This is a genomic window from Planctobacterium sp. AWM4_229 (assembly GCF_056160305.1).
This window is the reverse complement of the sequence record NZ_JBSWWX010000002.1, coordinates 225,860-243,818: the sequence shown is the minus strand read 5'-3', so window position 1 is coordinate 243,818 and position 17,959 is coordinate 225,860. Positions and strand designations below refer to the sequence as shown.

The window sequence follows — 17,959 nt, the reverse complement described above, 5'->3', positions numbered from 1 at the left end:
ACAAACTCTTACGGTAACTTTGTGCAATGTCTTTAGTATCTCGGCTAAACAAATTGACCGAGGTTTATGATGCAACGTTATCTTTTTATTCCCGCAGCCGTATGGCTCTTAAGTGGCTGTGATGCCGACGACATTACGTTGGTGACAACACCACAGCCAGTGACCATAAACACCGACTTTAACGACGGAGAACAAGGCTGGTCAGCTGGTTTTTCCGATTATGCGGTGGCCGATGCTGATATCTATGAACTGGAGTCTGGCATTGCCGATTTACCCGGTGACTCAGAGCGACAAGGCTTTCGCCTGAAAGGCATGAACCGCAGCGACGATTTGTTTATGTACCTCAAAGGCGAGGTGATTCGACTTTCCCCCAATACAACTTACACGGTGCACGGTAGCATTACTTTTTTGTCTAATGCCGGTGTGGATTGTTTTGGTATCGGCGGTTCACCGGGGGAGTCTGTTTATATGAAGTTGGGCGCCAGCGAAATTGAACCGGAACAGGTAGATTTTTATCTAAATATCGATAAAGGGCAGCAATCACAATCGGGTAATGATGCCATTGTAATTGGCAATGTCGCGGCACAGGACGCCAGCTGCGATGGTAATACCTTCGGCAGCAAAACCATAACGGTGGCGCTTGAGGATGGTTTTGAAATTCAAAGTTCAACGGAAGGAACATTCTGGTTAATGGTAGGTACCGATTCCGGCTATGAAGGTCTGACGGATTTATACTACACCGAAATTAATCTGACGCTGACACCATAAGACTAGCAAAAGAGCCATTTTACTGCCTGCGGGAATTCTTCAGCCCAGAAGGATTCCGAATGGCCGCGACCAGGGACGGTTTTGTTAAAGATGTTATAAGTAGGGTGACCCGCAGCAACAATCTGGTTCACCATGATATGCATCTCATCCACCATGAGTTTGTCTTCTTCGCCGCCCATTAAAAAGTACAGGCGCGTGTCTTTGGGCAAAGGATGTTGTTGGGTGAATTGAAATACGGGATTGGCGTACCAGAAGGAGGGCGACAGTATTCCCGCTTTGCCAAATACATCTGGGTAACGATGTACGCCAAAATGGGACATCAAGCCCCCCATAGAACTGCCCATAATGCCTGTAAACTCGCGCCCTTGAAGTGTACGGTAGTGCTGATTAATATGGGGCATCAGTTGCTGCACAATAAAGTTAAGGTAGAGCTCGCCTTCGGCCTTGCCATAAGTAACGTGATCCCAGGCGCTGAGCTCAGTGATGCGATGTTGCTTACCATTGTCAATGCCCACCACGATGATTTCCAGTTCACCTTTGTGAGCCATCAGGTTCAGGCTTTTATCCACCCGCCATTCACCCGAATAAGAAGTGGCTTCATCAAACAGATTTTGTCCGTCGTGCATATAAAGCACCGGGTAGTGTTTGTCACTATCGGCATAGCCCGGAGGCAGATAAACACGCACAGTGCGATCCCGGTTTAATTCCGGGATAAAAAAGTCTGGCTGCAGAACGTGTACCTGGTCTGAGGCGGTACTCCATTCTTGTTCATCATGGTTATAGGAGTGCAATTATTAAAACCTGTTGTTGCGCTTAAAAAGGCTTGTACCCCATCAAGCCGCTGTTGGCAAGGATAGCTATGCAAATCAGGGTTGTTTGAACAGCCATTGTACCGCATGTTGAAAATGCGCAGCCCAAAATGCCTCATTGTGCTTCCCTTCAGGGATCACCTGAGCATGGAGATTGTCAGCCGGGTGGTTTGCTTGCTGAATACTACTTACCATTTTATTAAAGGGCGCCACCATAATCTCGCCTTCTTCTTGTCCGGCAATTAAATAGAGCCTGTGCTGTGCAGGCACTGGATTTTGCTCAGTGAAGGAAAATACCTGGTCTGCATACCAATAAGAGGGGGAGAATAAACCTGCTTTACTGAAAACTTCAGGATAGGCATGGATGGCATAGTGACTGCTGAGTGCCCCCATGGAACTACCCATAATGGCGGTATTGGCGGCATCAGGCAGAGTTCGGTAACGATCATCGATAGTGGGTTTGAGCACGTTGACGATAAAGTCGGTGTACCGCTCACCTTCGGCTTTACCGTATTTTTCATGATCCCAGGCACTGAGTTCTTGAGTGCGGTGTTCGCCGCCATTGTCTATACCTACAACGATGAGCTGTAAGTCATGTTCTTGTGCGAGGGCATTGAGGCTTTCGTCAACGCGCCACTCTCCGGCGAAAGATGTTTTTTCATCAAACAGATTTTGCGCGTCGTGCATATACATTACTGCAAAGCGTCGCTCCAGGTTTTTGTAACCCGGCGGCAGGTAGACCCGGATAGTGCGCTTGCGGTCCAATCCGGGAATGGTGAATTCCTGTTTTAAAACGTGGAAGTTCCCGGCTAAAGGGTGGGCAGTTGAAAGGGCACTTATCACGCAGCTGAGCAGAAGAAGTATTCTAAACATCATTTTCCATTTTCTCAAAAAGAACCTTGCTATTAAAGGCTATCCAAAAAAGACGATTACCCAAAAAAGACGATTACCCAAAAAAGAACAACGCCACCATAACACCTACCACAATGGCAGTGAAATCCGCCACAAGCGCGCAAGGAATGGCATGGCGACTGTGTTTGATACCCACGGCACCAAAATACACAGCGAGCACATAAAAAGTCGTTTCAGTGGATCCCTGGAAGATACTGGAGAGGCGTCCTGCAAAGGAGTCTGCCCCATGCACTTGCATGGTTTCCACCATCATGGCACGCGCGCCGCTGCCGCTTAAGGGTTTCATCAAGGCTGTTGGCAGGGCATCCACAAACGCTGTTGAGCCGCCAAAAAGAGCGACCAGCCAGGCAACTCCATCTACCACCAGTTGGATCGCCCCACTGGCCCGCAACAAGCCAATGGCTACTAACATGGCTAATAAATATGGAATGAGATTAATGGCCTGCTGAAAGCCCTCTTTAGCCCCTTCAATAAATAGCTCATACGTGGCCAGTTTTTGTCGCCAGGCGCTAAACAATACCCCTATCACAAAGCAAAAAATTAGCAGGTTCGCTAGCAATGACGACTGGGTACCTACAAGGCTTGCAGGCAGGCTAATGAAGTACACTAACAGCCCGCCGAGTAAAGCGAAAAACAGCGCGCCGTATAATAAAATCGTGTGCTGTAGCAGGTTGATCTTTTGTACCATTGCCACCGCAATAAGTCCGGCTAAAGAAGAACAGCTTGTGGTGAGCAAGATAGGTAAAAACACGTCTGTGGGTATCGCCGCGCCTTGTTGAGCCCGGTAGACAAAGACAAAGACCGGGAACAGAGTCACCGAGGAGGTGTTCAATACTAAAAACAGGATTTGCGCGTTGGTAGCCACGCTTTTGTTGGGATTAAGCGTTTGTAAATCCTGCATGGCTTTGATGCCCAGCGGCGTCGCAGCATTGTCCAGACCCAAAGCATTGGCCGATAGATTCATGGTAATGGACCCGATGGCAGGGTGCCCGGCGGGCACGTCCGGCATCAAGCGGCGAAACAGAGGCGTTAGTGCTTTTGACAGCTTTTCTATCCAACCGTTGTGCTCGGCAATTTTAAAGATACCTAACCAGAGACACAGTGCGCCCACCAAACCCAGTGCCAGTTCAACGGTGAGTTTGGCCATATCAAACATGGCCTTCACCAGATCGGTAAAGATCGCCTGATTGCCCAGCACCAGCCACTGATAAAAGCCGCATAGTGCGGCAATAAAAAAGAAGGTTAACCAGATGAGGTTAAGCATAATGTCGCAGATTAAAACTGAATTGCGAGGAGCTTATTCAACGAAGTAGGTACCCCAACCGTCGTAAAATACTTTGTGCTTTTCGGCAATGTTTACCAGTTTGTCGGTATCGGCATTGATTTGTTCTAGATCCAGTTTGCGCTCAATAATAGCATCGAAACTAAACAACTCGTCACCGTCATCCAGCACTAACTCTTCAGCGTCGGTCACATCAAAGCCTGCTTTGTAAGCATCAACGGCGGCTTTTTCCAGCAACTCAAAGTCTTTACTGGCAATATGGTGTTCTATGGTGTGGGGTTTGTCGACAGCACTACCATCATTAGTAAGGGCCTCGACAATTTCTTCATTGAACTGATACCAGTCCTGCAAACTGTTTGAATGTGGCATAGAAGACTCTTTTTTATTTTGTCAGTGAATAGTTTATCGCGCTTTGGGAAGCTGTGCGACTTCAGAATTCACTTGTTCAAAATCTTCTAACATTTTTTCTCTGAAAAGCACCGACCACTCTTTAATGCCCTTGCTGTCATCCATTCTCATGGGCTCGCTTACATGGATGATAAGGGTGCCATTATCCCAGCGATTGAGTTTTATTTTATCGATCAAATTACTGGCACAAACTCGCACTACAGGCATATCTACTGCGTTGGCGATGCGAAATGCGCCAGTTTTAAAGGGCAGTAAACCGCGTCCATAACTGCGGGTGCCTTCCGGGAAAAACCACACTGAAATACCGCGCTTTTTAATTTTGGCGATGGTGGAACTGAGTGTATCTGCTGCCCGGCTGGCGTTTTTACGGTCGATCAGCACATTGCCCGATAACCAATACAGCCAGCCAAAAACCGGGATAAGCACCAGGCTTTTTTTACCTACCGATACCGTACCGGGCGCAACGGCTTTACAAATGGTCATCAGATCGTAGCTGTTTTGGTGGTTGGCGATAAATACGCAGGGCTCATCTGGCACATTTTCCATGCCTTTGACTACGATTTTCAGACCAAGTATGCGGGACATACTGGAATAGAACTTACCGCAAATATGAACGTTGTCGCGGTGCATAGGACGCAACAAGCACACTACAAATAAAATAGCATTAATGATTAAAAAACTAACGAACATGGCAACAATGCGCAGTATGGCTAACAATTTCAGTTCCAATTTATTCAAAAGGCCGCATAGTATAGCGGTTTTTTGACAAAATCTTGTCTGATCAGCTAACAATTATTCCAAGCGGTAAACTGCTTGCGCTATGGTCATGCAAAGATTTCCGTTATAACCTATACTGATCCCAGCCTCTTGTGAACACATTCACAAGAGTTGGAATGTATTAATGCATAGAGAAATAACAACGAGCAGGGCTGTCTGACTGATGCAAACCTTTACCCATGATGATTTGGATTCAGAAATTCTTGGTGATCTCCTGGAAGAGATTAATGAATTGTATGAGGCCAGTGAGCAAACCCTGATTGAGCTTGAAATCAAGCCCAAGGACAATGAGTTGCAGCGCGCGCTGTTTCGCTCAATTCACACCATCAAGGGCGACCTTGGTATGGTGAATTTTTCCCCCCTTATTCCGCTGTTACAGCACGTTGAAGATTTATTGGATTTTTTGCGCAACGGTCAAATCAATTACACCAGCACCATGAGTGACCTGGTACTTTTGACCCTGGATAGAGTGAAGATTTTTGTGGAAAGCTGTATTAGCAGTGGAACCGCGCAATACGACGACCAGTTGTTTAAACACCTGGTGCAACACATCAGCCGTATTAAACCGGATAACGGACCGCAGCACGAGAAGCTGTTGGCGGAATCTGTGTTGTTGTTAGATCCCACTTTAGATGCCCAACCCGAGAACGATCCGCCCGCTGAGATTGCCAATACGGTAAATGAAGTCGTGGACGAAGAAGATGATTCCGCAGTTAACAAAGAATCCAATCCGTTGGAGTCAGGTAATGCCGTGGCTCATCTCAGCAAAGAACGTCAAACCGATGTCGTGTTCTTTAGAGCCTTAATGGAGCCTATCGAAGCCCGCTCCATGTACTGGGCGGGGCGCGGCGACCGCATCGCCAAGCTGGCTTTGTTAATGAATAAGATGGAAGGAAATCCCATAGATGCTGACCAGCTGCTGGTGGCCTGCTACGTGCACGATTTTGGCATGGCCTTTATGCCGCTTAATATTTTGCACAAGCGCGACCGCCTGGAAATTGCCGAGTTTAATTTATTGCGCTCTCACGTATACAAAAGCTCCAGATTGTTAGAGCACCTGGACCAATGGAATGAAGCGCGCAAGATTGTAATGCAACACCACGAGCGCTGTGATGGTTCTGGCTATCCACTCGGTTTGATGGAGAAAGATATCTGCGAAGGCGCAAAGCTATTGGCTATCCTGGACACTTTTGATGCTTTAACCCATCAGCGCGCCCACGATACCCACCGCAAACGCCCCAAAAAACGCGCCGTTATCGAAATGAACAACATGCCCGACGGCCAATACAGCGAGCGCTGGATGGCGGTGTTTAACAAAGCCATGGCCAGTTTGTTGATGAAGTAGGCCAGGTATCAATAAATGCCGAATATTTAAGAGGTCGCAGTGCGGCCTCATATTGCACTCCGATCAATTTCACTCGAATTACTTTGCCTTATTTATGCTTTCCATATCAATAAAACCACTGACAAGGCTTCATTCCGAAAGGAAGGGTATTATTCATTCAAGTATCGAGACGGATTGTTTAAGTGTGCAGCCGTTCATTTATATATATCAGCTAAATTAATTACAGCAAACCTGACCCCGTTGGTTACTGTTGCTGGTCATTTGCGGTCGTTCGATTTGGAGTGGGATGCGCTAGTTATAACTTAATTTAGGATGTGATAATATTCAATTATCATATGTTTAAGTCTTAAAAAGCGATATGTATCGAGCTAAGATGTTCCCTTTTGCGCTGATTTTTTCGGCTCTTCTTTTCATTTCAAACCCACTCTTAGCCTGTGAAAAAACTATCAGAGTTATCGATTTCCCACCTTATGCTAAAAAGAAAGGAGATGTTTGGGAGGGCATGAATATCGCCCTCAGCGAAAAGCTACTTGATTCTATTGGCTGCCGCCCTTTGTACGTTTCTTTGCCATTAGCCAGAGCTTTGACTCTGTTAAAGTCAGGGGCTTTAGATATGGTACTCCAGTTATCAGCCACGGAGGAAAGAAAAAAATTTGTTAACTTTGTTGGGCCCATTTACAACGAAAGGCTTGTTTTGGCAACCAATGAAAAAATGTCACACACCATTAGAACGATTTCAGAAATTGTGGAGCACAATTTACATATTGGTGTTCAGCGAGGTCTTCATATGGGGCGAGACTTTCAGGAGCGTTACGACAACGACGCTAAATTTAGAGCGAATTTCGTGGTTTTAGCTGGCGTTGACCCTTTGCTACCAATGATGAAAAAAAGGCGATTAGACGGATTCTTTATTGATGAATTGCATTTCGACTACATGAAAAAGAGCAACCCTGATTTTTCAGGTTTATCAAAACAACCATTCGTCGTACATCAATCAGTAGTTTATGCAGGTCTTAGTAAAAAGAGTTTTTCAACGTCTGATGTAAATAAAATTCAAGCGATGTTCAACCGATTGCAAAAAATGGGGCCTTAGAGGTTATATACAATCGAAACTTGGCAAATTGACAAGAAACCAAGGACCGGGTTTCCGACATTACCTGCCAGATTAGTACTTTTTGGGAAGAGCCATCAGAACACCCTCATACCGCTAAATCAATCTGTTGCAAACTTCCGGCGGTGCCATTTTCGTTGAGAAAAAAGCCGCTGCTGCGCACTTTGGCTTTGAGCTGGTTATCGCTGTCTTTGATATCAAATGGGGTTTGCTCACTGCCCAGGTACATGGCACCGACACCAATGTCTTGAATGCGGGACAGTTGGTCTAGTCCAGACTCGTCTTTTTGGTAAAACAACAGTTGTGAAAAGACGCTGTCTCCGGCATCAATAAAGCCGTTTTGGTCTTCGTCGTATTGCGCTAATTCGACAAAGCCGTTACCGGTTTTGACACCGAATAGCTCGCTGCCATCATCGATAATGCCATTGTTGTTGCGATCCAGCGCTAAAAATCCCGAATCTCCTGTCGCGAAGTAAAGTTGCTCAGCTTTACCGTCCTGGTTGAGATCAAACTTGTAAGTTTGGGCTGATAACTCTGCCCCAGCTCCTTTAAGGTTCAAAACTAAAGGGTCGGTGAGTTCCACTTCTCCTAAGCGCATCTCCAGGCTGTTCTCAATGTAAAAGTTGCGCTCGCTGTATTGTGCTAGATCGAGTTGAATTGTTTCGCCTGACTCCAGGGTAATTTGACCAGAGGCAACAAAAAGTGAGGATTCCTGCTCCTGATAACTTTCCCGGTACTGGTAAATCAACTCTGCCGTAGTAGTGGCATTAGGACTGGCATTGGCGGGTGGTTCATTTTGCTCACTAGTGGTCGCTTTTGTTTCGTTTATTTGTTCTTCGGCCTTGTCTTTTTGCAGGTGGCTTAAGTGAATCTCACGACCGGTAAAACTTTCAACAATGGACTTCAATTGCCAGGTTTTGGCATCCAGGGTGTTTTCCAGCTCATCGCTATCTTCAAAGCCCTCCAGAAAGCGCTGTAATCCTTGGGGTGTTGGTGAGGGTTGTTCCAGTTGTGCTGCCAGCGCGCGACCTCTTCTGGAAATCTCTGCTGATTCAGAGTTCCCTGTGCTGTTTTGGGAAGCGGACAGGGTTTGTTCATGTTGTTGGATGGCGGTAGCAGAAGACATGAGCAGGGTTCTGCTTGTTCCTGCTTCACCTTCAGCGCTTTTCCGCTGCGCCAGTAATGACTCATGCCGGGTATAACTGGCCTGCTTTTCATGATGGTGCGCAAATTGAATTTGCGCGCTTTGCACTTGCATTTTCACACCCTCCTCTCCTTCTTTGATCATCGGCTGAGGGTGATGGCTTTTTATACTGTTACTGGAATATTTTTAATTATGGGTTTTCTTTATAAGGTTTTAATTGGCAATCGTCGGTGGCAATGCGAATATGTGACAAAAATACCATTATTAAGAACCATACATGCGCAAGTTCTCTTTCATTTTCCTGTTGCTTCTATCTATTACGGCTTGTGGACAACGCGGTCCATTGTATTTGCCGCAAGATGCTGCGCAGCCACAAACTAATGATGCTTCAAGTGAAATCTCAACCGGTGAATCGGATGGCAATGAAGCGAACCAACCTCAGTCAATTCCGCAAAACGAAGACCAGGAGCAATAGTTTCGACTATGGACTTTTTTCAATATCAAAATGAGCAGCTACATGCCGAACAGGTTGCAGTGGCAGATATCGCCAGTGAATTCGGTACGCCTTGTTATGTGTATTCACGGGCTACCATTGAACGTCACTGGCAAGCATTTGATAAAGCGGCGGGCCAACAGCCCCATTTGATTTGTTATGCGGTTAAGGCGAATTCTAATCTGGGTGTATTGTCTGTGATGGCAAAGCTGGGTTCAGGGTTTGATATTGTCTCCGGCGGTGAATTATTGCGGGTTATCGCGGCCGGTGGCGATCCGAAAAAAGTGGTGTTTTCCGGTGTAGGTAAAACCGAGCAGGAAATCCAACTGGCGTTACAACACAATATTTATTGTTTCAACGTAGAATCGCCGGCGGAGCTGCAACGCATTAACAAAGTCGCAGCCCAAATGGGTGTGAAGGCACCCATTTCCATCCGGGTAAATCCCGATGTTGATGCCAAAACCCATCCCTATATTTCCACTGGTTTAAAGGCTAACAAATTTGGTATTGAGCGCGAGCAGGCCATTGCGATTTATCAGCAAGCTGCGGCCATGAGCCACCTGCAAGTTAAAGGTATCGATTGCCACATCGGTTCACAGTTAACGGATCTGGCCCCGTTTGTTGATGCACTGGACAGATTACTGGCCTTGATTGATGAACTAAAAGAAAACGGCATTGAGGTCTCTCACCTGGATGTGGGAGGTGGTTTAGGCGTGCCATATCAAAACGAAACACCTCCGCATCCAAATGAATATGCGGCCGCACTGGCAGAGCGTTTGAAAGGTCGAGAAGAGCTAACCCTGGTGTTTGAACCGGGACGCGCCATCATGGCCAATGCTGGTATTTTGCTTACCCAGGTGGAATTTTTAAAATCCGGTGCGGAGAAGAACTTCGCTATCGTCGATGCCGCCATGAATGACCTCATCCGTCCGGCGCTTTATTCGGCCTGGATGAATATCATTCCGGTAGACGCTGCGCTTGAACGCGACAAGGCCGTTTACGATGTGGTTGGGCCGATATGTGAAACCGGCGACTTTTTGGGTAAAGAGCGGGAGTTGGCAATAGCTGCAGGTGATTTATTAGCGGTGCGCAGCGCTGGTGCTTACGGATTTGTTATGGCTTCCAATTACAATACCCGAGCCAGGCCACCGGAGATAATGGTGGACGGCGAGCAAGTGCATTTAGTGCGAGAGCGGGAAACTTTGCAAGAATTGTGGAAACTCGAACGCAAACTCCCGTAATATAGACCTAATAGAAGTTTTTGAATTGAATCAATGTTAGTGCAGTTTTCTAAAATGCACGGTCTGGGTAATGATTTCATGGTAATTGATAATCTTACTCAGAACGTCTTCTTCTCAAAAGAGAAGATCGCTCAGCTGGCGGATCGCAATTTTGGTATCGGTTTTGACCAAATGTTGCTGGTGGAGCCCCCTTATGATCCGGATCAGGATTTCCATTATCGTATCTTCAATGCCGATGGCTCTGAGGTAACGCAATGTGGCAATGGTGCCCGCTGTTTTGCCCGCTTCGTTAAAATGAAAGGCTTAATCAACCGCAATAAGATATCCGTGAGCACCAAAAATGGTCGTATGGTGCTTTATCTGGAAAACGATGGCATGGTAACGGTGAATATGGGGCGGCCCAATTTTGAGCCCTCTGCGGTGCCCATTAAAGCCAACAAGCAGGAAAATATCTATTTGATCCGTGCCGAAGATCACACAGTGATGGCGGGAGCGGTTTCAATGGGTAACCCACATTGTGTGATGGAAGTGGATAACATTGACACCGCGCCGGTGGAATCGCTGGGACCGCTACTTGAAACCCATGAACGCTTTCCCGAAGGCGTCAATGTGGGCTTTATGCAGATTATGAATCGCAAACACATTCGCTTGCGGGTGTTCGAACGTGGTGTTGGGGAAACCCTGGCCTGCGGCAGTGGCGCTTGTGCCGCTGCTGTGATCGGACAATTGCAAGGCAAACTGGATGAGAATGTCAGGGTAGACTTACCGGGTGGTTCCCTTAAAATACGATGGCAGGGCAACGACACAATGATAAAAATGACAGGTGCCGCAGAACACGTTTTTGACGGCAGTATTGAAATATGACCGACACACCGAATAACACCGCCGAAATTAACACCCCTTCAGCTGACTGGTTAACCCCGGAGCTAGTTAAAGATTACCTTTTAGCCAACCCCGAATTTTTTCAACGCTATCCGCTATTGGCGGAAGAGCTGAGAATACCTCATCAAAAGAAAGGCTCAGTGTCTCTGGTGGAGTTACAGGCCGAGCAATTGCGGGAGAAAGTGGCGGAGCTGCAGAAGAAGCTGACTGATCTGATGACCGTTGCCCGTCAGAATGAAGCCATCTATCGTATCTATGCGGATCTCAATTTGCGTTTGTTTCACTGCAAACAGTTGTCGGATATTCGCGAGGCGCTGCAAGATACGGTCTGTCAGCAGTTAAAGTTAAAGGATGTAGTTTTGCATCTGATTGGTGATGACAGTGCGATTGCAGAAAAAGACAGACAAGTGATTCTGGACAAGCGTCTGAAACAATCGGATTTCTTTTTTGGTCGTTTGACGCAGGAAGAAAATCGTTTGCTGTTTAGTGATAGTCAGCCGCAGTCTGTGGTTATTATGCGTCTTCGTCATGAAGATGAACTGGGCCTGTTGGTGATTGGCAGTGACAATGACGGACACTTTAATCCACAGATGGACACTTTGTTGATCACCCAATTACAGCAGTTTTTGAGCCTCATTATACCGACATTGCAGGAATAAGCTGTGTCGGTTGCCGAGTCTTTGTTGAGCCCCATCACAGACTTTCTGGAATATCTCAAATACGAGCGCAATCTCTCCGCTAAAACCATCGAAAATTACCAGCGGCAATTATTAGTGATTGCCGAGGGGCTCTCTATCGACCAGTGGCATTTACTCACAGTTGCCCATGTTAAGCGCGTTTTGGCGCAAGGGCGTCGACAGGACTTATCGGCCAAAAGCATTGCGCTGCGATTATCAGCGCTGCGCAGTTTTTGTCGTTATCTGGTGACCCAAGGTGTGCTGACTCAAAATCCCGCTAAAGCCGTGAGCGCGCCCAAACAGGGGCGACCTTTACCGAAACAACTCAATGTTGATGAAATGTCGCAATTGCTGAATATCGATGAAGAGTCGGTATTGGCCACGAGAGACAAAGCCATGATGGAGCTTACCTATGGTTGCGGCTTGCGTCTGGCAGAGTTAACCGACCTTGATTTGACGCACATCGAACAAGGTATGCAACAGCTACGAGTACGCGGTAAAGGCAGTAAGGAGCGCTTGTTACCCATGGGTAAGGTGGCGAGAAGTGCTTTGAAGGCCTGGTTGAAAGTACGCGGGCAGTTGGTAGGGCCGGATGAACAGGCGGTGTTTGTTAGCATGCAGCACAAGCGCATTTCTTCGCGTCAAATCGCTAAACGCATGAAGCTTTGGGCACAAAAACAAAGCCTTGATCAACAGGTTCACCCCCATAAATTGCGCCACTCTTTTGCGACTCACATGCTGGAATCCAGTGGTGACTTGCGCGCCGTGCAGGAGCTGTTGGGCCACGCTAATTTATCCACCACCCAGGTGTACACTCATCTTGATTTTCAGCATCTGGCAAAAATATACGATACCGCGCATCCACGGGCGCGGAAAAAGAACACGGATAATTAAAACAACAAACAACCAAGCCAGGCAAATAACTAAGGACATCCATGCAATTTTTTCGACGATTAGCGCCAGTCAAGGCCTTCAGTTTTGATTTGGACGATACTTTTTACGACAACCACCCTTATATTGTCGAGGCGGAAAAACAACTGTTTGCTTTTATGACGACCCAATGGCCGCAAGTAGCGGAGCTCGGCCGTCCGGCATGGCGCCGCTTTCGCGCCCAATCAATCGCTGAAAATCCGCTTTATGCTCATGACATGATTGCCCTGCGTAAAAGCGTTTTAGATAAAATGTTTAGTGCCATTGGATTACAGGAAGAGGACCTCAGAGATGCGGCGCAACAAAGCTACGATGTGTTTTATTTTCATCGCAGTAATTTTAAAGTCAACCCGGAATATGTGGCCTTATTACAAGAACTGGCCGCTAAATATCCGGTAATCGCCATCACTAATGGCAACGTTGATATTGCGCGGGTCGGACTGAAGGGCTGTTTCCACCATGTATTTCACGCCAGCACTCAGCTGCGCAGCAAACCCTATGCCGATATGTTTGATGCCGCCAGTTTAGCCTGTGGTATTGATCCTCAGAACATTCTGCATGTGGGGGACAACCTGGAAAAAGATGTTGGCGGTGCGATAAAGGCTGGTTTTCAGGCCGCCTGGTATGCTGAAAATCGACCTATGAATATCAACAATGAGCCAACCCAACAATTGCCTCATGTGGTGCTTAATGAGCTTGAGGAGTTAAAGCAACTGATATAGCTGCTAAGGCTTAAGCGAGGTCTTTAAAACTCCAGATCAGGATTAATATCGTTTAAAAGTACGCTGTTTTTACCTGATTTTTTTGCCTCGTACATAGCTGTATCAGCGGCTTCTATGATGTCTCCTAAATCATCGCCGATAGTAAATTCGCTAATACCGATAGAAACCGTAACCCTTATTTGTTGGTCTGCCACACTAAAAACATGTTGCTCAATGGCCCGGCGTAAACGCTGCATTGTATCCATAGCCACAACTTTATCGCTTTCCAATAAGGCAATGACAAATTCTTCACCGCCCCAACGACAGCAAATGTCTTCCTCACGGCAATGGCTTTTAAGTAGCTTTGCAATGCCTCTGAGTACTTCATCACCGGCACGATGCCCGAAGTTATCGTTGACCTTTTTAAAGTCATCGATATCTATGATGGCAATGCTATGAATTTGCCCTGGGTTGTTGAAGGAAGAATCGTTCTCTGAAAACTCGTTACTTATGGCTCGGCGGTTCAATAAACCAGTTAGTGGGTCGGTTATGGAGAGCTCAATACGCTTTTTTAATTCCGCTTGTACTTGTGCTACCTGATCTTTTAAACGACGGAATTTGCTTTCCAGAATACCGTTACTATTGGTGAGACGGATCAACAAATGGCTGGGGTAGGCGCTTTCCTCTGTTCTCACGGAAGAGAGTGTAATGGTGATAACTGTGGGTTCTGGGTTGTCATTGGATACAACTTCAAAGCGCGCCGGGATAATGGCTGTGGTGCGCAGTGTGCCTTTGGCAACCCGTGAAAATTTAAGTACTTCCAGTCCTAATACTTCAGGTAGATTTACATTAAAGTTTTCATCGTGAATGCTGTCCTGGAGCAATCCTTTGCCAAGGTTATTCAGGTGCAGAATATTGCCGTTTTTATCACACAAAAAAGCCGGCTCATTAAAACCGCTTAACAGGCTTTGTATGGAAAACCTCGGCAGACTTAACTGTTCAGGATTGGCTAAAATACTCACGATACTCCTCACTTTCTGTGAATTCGTCAGACATTTTTAATTCTATTACCACACGGCATCTGCCATGCCCCTGTGCGATTGTTTCCGGTAACTTAATTGCGGCATAGCCGTTGCTGTTAGAAACGATATAACCGAATACATTAGAAGTCATCATGCACAAGGATGGGCGTTGTAACACCTCTTTACCAAAAGGGCAGCGTTTGTTTGTCAGCACCATCTGCTTGTTGTTGATTGACTCTATGCTGAAATCACCCCCAATGCGACGTTTTAAATCTACTAATATGTCTGCAATAGTTTGTTTATCAAAATTTCGCGTCTGAAGTGATTTTTCGTAGGCCAGCTCAATTCTTCTACCTAACTCTTGCCCCAGAACAGCAATGAAGCCTGATGCCTCATCCATACCCACTCTATCTTCTAACGTGCCAGCGACGGTTCGGATCATTTGCCGGAAAAAAATATCGCTATCCAGAGCCACATCGAGATTTTTCACATCGATACGCTCTCCAGCGTTAAGGTCTGGCATGGTTACTCCGTTTCACTAGATTCTTAAACGATTGCCGAGATTTGAATAGGCCATCAACAATCCTCAGACCCACCAAAATTCGACCAACTAAAGCGTCAATTGGATTTTAGTCTAATATGTTTTGAGAGGTAAGTCCCTTGTTGACTTGGTATAGGTGAAACAACAGACATTAAGTATCAACATAATGGCTGTTGTATTATTTGGCATACCTTACTTGGTGTTAAAGGTGAACAATATGGAAAAAATGCTCTGCTATACACCCACTCTGGGTAAAGCGCCCACTAAAATTGATTTCGATAAATACCGACAAGTCGCTGAAGCAATATTAAATGTGTTGCCAGATGAAGGTGATGGATTGGCGTTTAAAGACTTACCGGACCTGGTGGCAGATTACCTTGGTGAGTCAAAAATGCAGGCAATTGGCTCGCGTACCTGGTATACCACTACAGTAAAATTGCACCTGGAAACGGAAGGAAAAATAAAGCGGGTTACTGGTAAAGGTTCACAGCGATTAATTAAAGTGGTTAATTAAAACCAACTCAGCGCGACAATATTTTCTCCTGATGGCTCCATTTCCAGGTAGTGAATCTCATTGAATATTTCTCTATTGTTTCAAGCAGGAATCTTGCATTCCGCCTTTTCGATGCAAATGGGCGCATTTTCATGTTTTTTTTGCAGCTTTTGTAGTGTTATTGCGCCAGTTTTGAGTCTTGTTAGTCTAGCGCTAGACCTTTGTCTAATTCCGGGCGAAAAACAACCAGCTAAACTAGAAGTCATTGGGTTGGAAAAGACTAGATTTAACATTAGGGTTTGATTGCAGGTGAAATTAGGCGTTTATATTCTCGATGATGATGCGCAGTTTACTGGCATGCTTAAACGTATTGCCGAGAGCTTTCATTATCCGGTAAGCGTGTTCAACGACGCACAAGCGTTTTTAGATTTGGATATCGATGTCGGTATTTTAATACTGGACCTCAAAATGCCATCTTGTGATGGTATTGAAGTTATTCGTTTGTTGGCGCAACGACAATCTCGGTTAAAGCTGGTGTTGATGAGTGGTTATGACCAAGGTGTACTGAATTCAGCTAAGACGCTTGCAGAAGCCCACAAGTTATCTGTTTTGGCTTCCTTTAACAAGCCTGTAGATGTACACGAATTAAAGCGAGTGCTAGATGCAGCGACGGAAGGAGAAGAAATAGAACAACCGGATTCTGCAGCACAAATCCAGATCGGCAAATCCACGTTGCAGCAGGCCTTACAAGAAGAGCAGCTTTATCTGGAATACCAGCCACAATACAGTTTAAAGCAGCGACGCGTCACAAGTTTTGAGGCGTTAGTGCGCTGGCATCATCCTGATTATGGCGCCATTTATCCCGATGTGTTTATTCCCATTGCCGAGCGCAGTGGATTGATTAGCGATGTGACAAAACATGTTATTCGTATGGCATTTCAACAACTGGCGCAATGGCAAAAGCAGCGAAGAGATTGGCGAATATCCATCAATATTTCCGCTAAAGATTTATTACAAATGGATTTGCCGGCTTTTCTCACTGAATGTGAAGCGCAATATCAGGTGTCTCCTCAGATGGTGATGTTAGAACTTACTGAAAGTGCTGCCACCGGGAGCCTGACTGACTCACTGGAAGTATTGAATCGACTGCGCTTGCAGGGCTATCAGTTATCAGTAGATGATTTCGGCACGGGCTATTCCTCGTTATCTAAACTTCACGATGCGCCTTTTAATGAGCTTAAGATTGATCGGCGATTTGTGTCGGCATTACTGGTAGATAACAAAGCCATGGCAATTGTAAAAACCTGTGCTGCTTTGGCGAAAATGCTGGGTTTGCATATTGTGGCCGAAGGTGCTGAAGACGAACCAACCTTTAAAGCCCTGGAGGAAATACACTGTGATCTGATCCAGGGCTATTTTATCGGTAAGCCCATGAGTGCGGCAGTGATAGATAAGGAGTATCGCTATGTTTCCTAAACAAACCTTAAGGGCAGGGCTGCTGCTGGTTCTCTTTAGTCTCTTCGCCTGTGTACCGAAACACGAAAAAACATTGCAGGTAAGCAGTAATCATTGGATTGGTTATGAACCCTTGTATCTCGCCCAGGATCAGGGATTTTACAGGAATGCCAATATCAAGATATCCGAATTATCATCTGCCAGTCAGGTAGCGAAAGCCTTTGAACAAGGCGTCATTGATGTGGCTGCACTTACGCTGGATGAAGCCATAAGATTAACGTTCAGAGATGATAATTATGAAATTCTTTGGGTATTAGATTATTCCTTCGGCGGCGATGCCGTTATTGCGCAATCTCAATATCAGTCGTTGTCCCAGTTGAAAGGGCAAAAAGTCGGGCTTGAAGAAGGCGCTGTAAGCAAGTACCTTTTATCTCGAGCGGCCCAGAAGCATCAAATGACTCTGGAAGACTTCGAGATTGTGCCGGTTCATCTGAACCAACAGGAGTCTGAATTTGTGCAAGGGAACATTGCTGCAGTCTCAACCTTTGATCCCACGAAGACCAGACTCTTAGAATTTGGCGCCAATCAGGTGTTTTCCAGTCGTGAAATCCCCGGCGAGATTGTCGATATTTTGGTTGTTAAAAAGTCCACTTATGCAGAATTTGGTGAGCAAATAAAAGCCCTAATAACGGGCTACCTACGCGCGGTAAAATTAATTCAGGAACAAGATAAGAGTGCCATTGAATCACTGGCACAGCGCTCGGGTGTATCCCGCACGGAGGTTTTACTTATGCTTGAAAATATGCGGATCCCGGATGTGCAGGAAGTCGCTGACATGCTGTATTCTGAAAATCCTTCTCTTGAGCAACAAATTAAGCAGCTGTCTGGCTTTTTCGCTGAACAAGGAGAGACTACCAGGTTGCTTGAATCACACAGCCTGATGCCGACATTCAAATTACCATTGTAAT

General features: G+C 46.1%; 20 protein-coding genes. 12 read left to right on the top strand and 8 right to left on the bottom strand.

Annotated features, from left to right (window positions below):
• Positions 1-66: 66 nt before the first annotated feature.
• Positions 67-768, top strand: coding sequence for a hypothetical protein (locus ACXAGP_RS04210; RefSeq protein ID WP_475259747.1), 702 nt, complete (start codon positions 67-69; stop codon positions 766-768).
• Between the two features lie 2 nt (positions 769-770).
• On the opposite strand, the gene ACXAGP_RS04205 is transcribed toward ACXAGP_RS04210, so the two are convergent.
• The 5 genes from ACXAGP_RS04205 to ACXAGP_RS04185 form a co-directional block, all read right to left on the bottom strand.
• Positions 771-1,559 carry an alpha/beta hydrolase gene (locus tag ACXAGP_RS04205; protein WP_475259746.1) on the bottom strand — a complete coding sequence of 263 codons (789 nt, stop codon included), beginning with the start codon at positions 1,557-1,559 and terminating at the stop codon, positions 771-773.
• 75 nt (positions 1,560-1,634) lie between these two features.
• Positions 1,635-2,453 carry an alpha/beta hydrolase gene (locus tag ACXAGP_RS04200; protein WP_475259745.1) on the bottom strand — a complete coding sequence of 273 codons (819 nt, stop codon included), beginning with the start codon at positions 2,451-2,453 and terminating at the stop codon, positions 1,635-1,637.
• Between the two features lie 70 nt (positions 2,454-2,523).
• The gene (locus ACXAGP_RS04195) at positions 2,524-3,753 is read right to left on the bottom strand and encodes a nucleoside recognition domain-containing protein (protein WP_475259743.1); all 1,230 of its coding nucleotides are present in this window, start codon (positions 3,751-3,753) and stop codon (positions 2,524-2,526) included.
• 33 nt (positions 3,754-3,786) lie between these two features.
• Positions 3,787-4,140 (bottom strand): ribonuclease E inhibitor RraB, encoded by a 354-nt coding sequence (gene rraB, locus ACXAGP_RS04190; protein ID WP_475259741.1) that lies wholly within the window; start codon positions 4,138-4,140, stop codon positions 3,787-3,789.
• A gap of 33 nt (positions 4,141-4,173) precedes the next feature.
• Positions 4,174-4,896, bottom strand: coding sequence for a 1-acylglycerol-3-phosphate O-acyltransferase (locus ACXAGP_RS04185; protein WP_475259740.1), 723 nt, complete (start codon positions 4,894-4,896; stop codon positions 4,174-4,176).
• A 223-nt stretch (positions 4,897-5,119) separates the two neighbouring features.
• Between ACXAGP_RS04185 and ACXAGP_RS04180 the strand changes: the two genes are divergently transcribed.
• Together ACXAGP_RS04180 and ACXAGP_RS04175 are read left to right on the top strand one after the other, a co-directional pair.
• A complete protein-coding gene (locus ACXAGP_RS04180) occupies positions 5,120-6,301 on the top strand; it encodes an HD-GYP domain-containing protein (RefSeq protein ID WP_475259738.1) in 1,182 nt (393 codons plus the stop codon).
• Positions 6,302-6,674: 373 nt separating this feature from the next.
• Positions 6,675-7,394, top strand: coding sequence for a substrate-binding periplasmic protein (locus ACXAGP_RS04175; protein WP_475259737.1), 720 nt, complete (start codon positions 6,675-6,677; stop codon positions 7,392-7,394).
• A 106-nt stretch (positions 7,395-7,500) separates the two neighbouring features.
• On the opposite strand, the gene ACXAGP_RS04170 is transcribed toward ACXAGP_RS04175, so the two are convergent.
• Positions 7,501-8,676 (bottom strand): hypothetical protein, encoded by a 1,176-nt coding sequence (locus tag ACXAGP_RS04170; RefSeq protein ID WP_475259736.1) that lies wholly within the window; start codon positions 8,674-8,676, stop codon positions 7,501-7,503.
• A gap of 157 nt (positions 8,677-8,833) precedes the next feature.
• Between ACXAGP_RS04170 and lptM the strand changes: the two genes are divergently transcribed.
• From lptM to ACXAGP_RS04140, 6 genes are read left to right on the top strand one after another with little or no spacing between them, the layout of a single operon-like run.
• A complete protein-coding gene (lptM, locus tag ACXAGP_RS04165; RefSeq protein WP_475259735.1) occupies positions 8,834-9,031 on the top strand; it encodes an LPS translocon maturation chaperone LptM in 198 nt (65 codons plus the stop codon).
• Positions 9,032-9,039: 8 nt separating this feature from the next.
• On the top strand, positions 9,040-10,290 hold the full coding sequence (lysA, locus tag ACXAGP_RS04160; RefSeq protein WP_475259734.1) for a diaminopimelate decarboxylase: 1,251 nt from the start codon (positions 9,040-9,042) through the stop codon (positions 10,288-10,290).
• Positions 10,291-10,323: 33 nt separating this feature from the next.
• Positions 10,324-11,154, top strand: coding sequence for a diaminopimelate epimerase (gene dapF / locus ACXAGP_RS04155; protein WP_475259732.1), 831 nt, complete (start codon positions 10,324-10,326; stop codon positions 11,152-11,154).
• Positions 11,151-11,831, top strand: coding sequence for a DUF484 family protein (locus ACXAGP_RS04150; protein ID WP_475259731.1), 681 nt, complete (start codon positions 11,151-11,153; stop codon positions 11,829-11,831). Before dapF ends, ACXAGP_RS04150 begins: the two co-directional genes overlap by 4 nt.
• Before the next feature lie 3 nt (positions 11,832-11,834).
• Positions 11,835-12,743 (top strand): tyrosine recombinase XerC, encoded by a 909-nt coding sequence (xerC, locus tag ACXAGP_RS04145; RefSeq protein ID WP_475259729.1) that lies wholly within the window; start codon positions 11,835-11,837, stop codon positions 12,741-12,743.
• A 41-nt stretch (positions 12,744-12,784) separates the two neighbouring features.
• Positions 12,785-13,501 (top strand): HAD-IA family hydrolase, encoded by a 717-nt coding sequence (locus tag ACXAGP_RS04140; RefSeq protein ID WP_475259728.1) that lies wholly within the window; start codon positions 12,785-12,787, stop codon positions 13,499-13,501.
• Positions 13,502-13,524: 23 nt separating this feature from the next.
• Here ACXAGP_RS04140 and ACXAGP_RS04135 read toward each other — a convergent pair whose 3' ends face one another.
• A complete protein-coding gene (locus ACXAGP_RS04135) occupies positions 13,525-14,502 on the bottom strand; it encodes a GGDEF domain-containing protein (RefSeq protein WP_475259727.1) in 978 nt (325 codons plus the stop codon).
• Complete coding sequence (locus tag ACXAGP_RS04130; protein WP_475259726.1) at positions 14,480-15,025, bottom strand: methanogen output domain 1-containing protein; 546 nt, start codon at positions 15,023-15,025, stop codon at positions 14,480-14,482. Before ACXAGP_RS04130 ends, ACXAGP_RS04135 begins: the two co-directional genes overlap by 23 nt.
• A gap of 235 nt (positions 15,026-15,260) precedes the next feature.
• On the opposite strand from ACXAGP_RS04130, the gene ACXAGP_RS04125 reads away from it, so the two are divergent.
• The 3 genes from ACXAGP_RS04125 (at position 15,261) to ACXAGP_RS04115 (ending at position 17,958) form a co-directional block, all read left to right on the top strand.
• The gene (locus tag ACXAGP_RS04125) at positions 15,261-15,557 is read left to right on the top strand and encodes a DUF6958 family protein (RefSeq protein WP_475259725.1); all 297 of its coding nucleotides are present in this window, start codon (positions 15,261-15,263) and stop codon (positions 15,555-15,557) included.
• Between the two features lie 288 nt (positions 15,558-15,845).
• The gene (locus ACXAGP_RS04120; RefSeq protein WP_475259724.1) at positions 15,846-17,012 is read left to right on the top strand and encodes an EAL domain-containing protein; all 1,167 of its coding nucleotides are present in this window, start codon (positions 15,846-15,848) and stop codon (positions 17,010-17,012) included.
• The gene (locus ACXAGP_RS04115; RefSeq protein WP_475259722.1) at positions 17,002-17,958 is read left to right on the top strand and encodes an ABC transporter substrate-binding protein; all 957 of its coding nucleotides are present in this window, start codon (positions 17,002-17,004) and stop codon (positions 17,956-17,958) included. Before ACXAGP_RS04120 ends, ACXAGP_RS04115 begins: the two co-directional genes overlap by 11 nt.
• Position 17,959 lies beyond the last annotated feature (1 nt).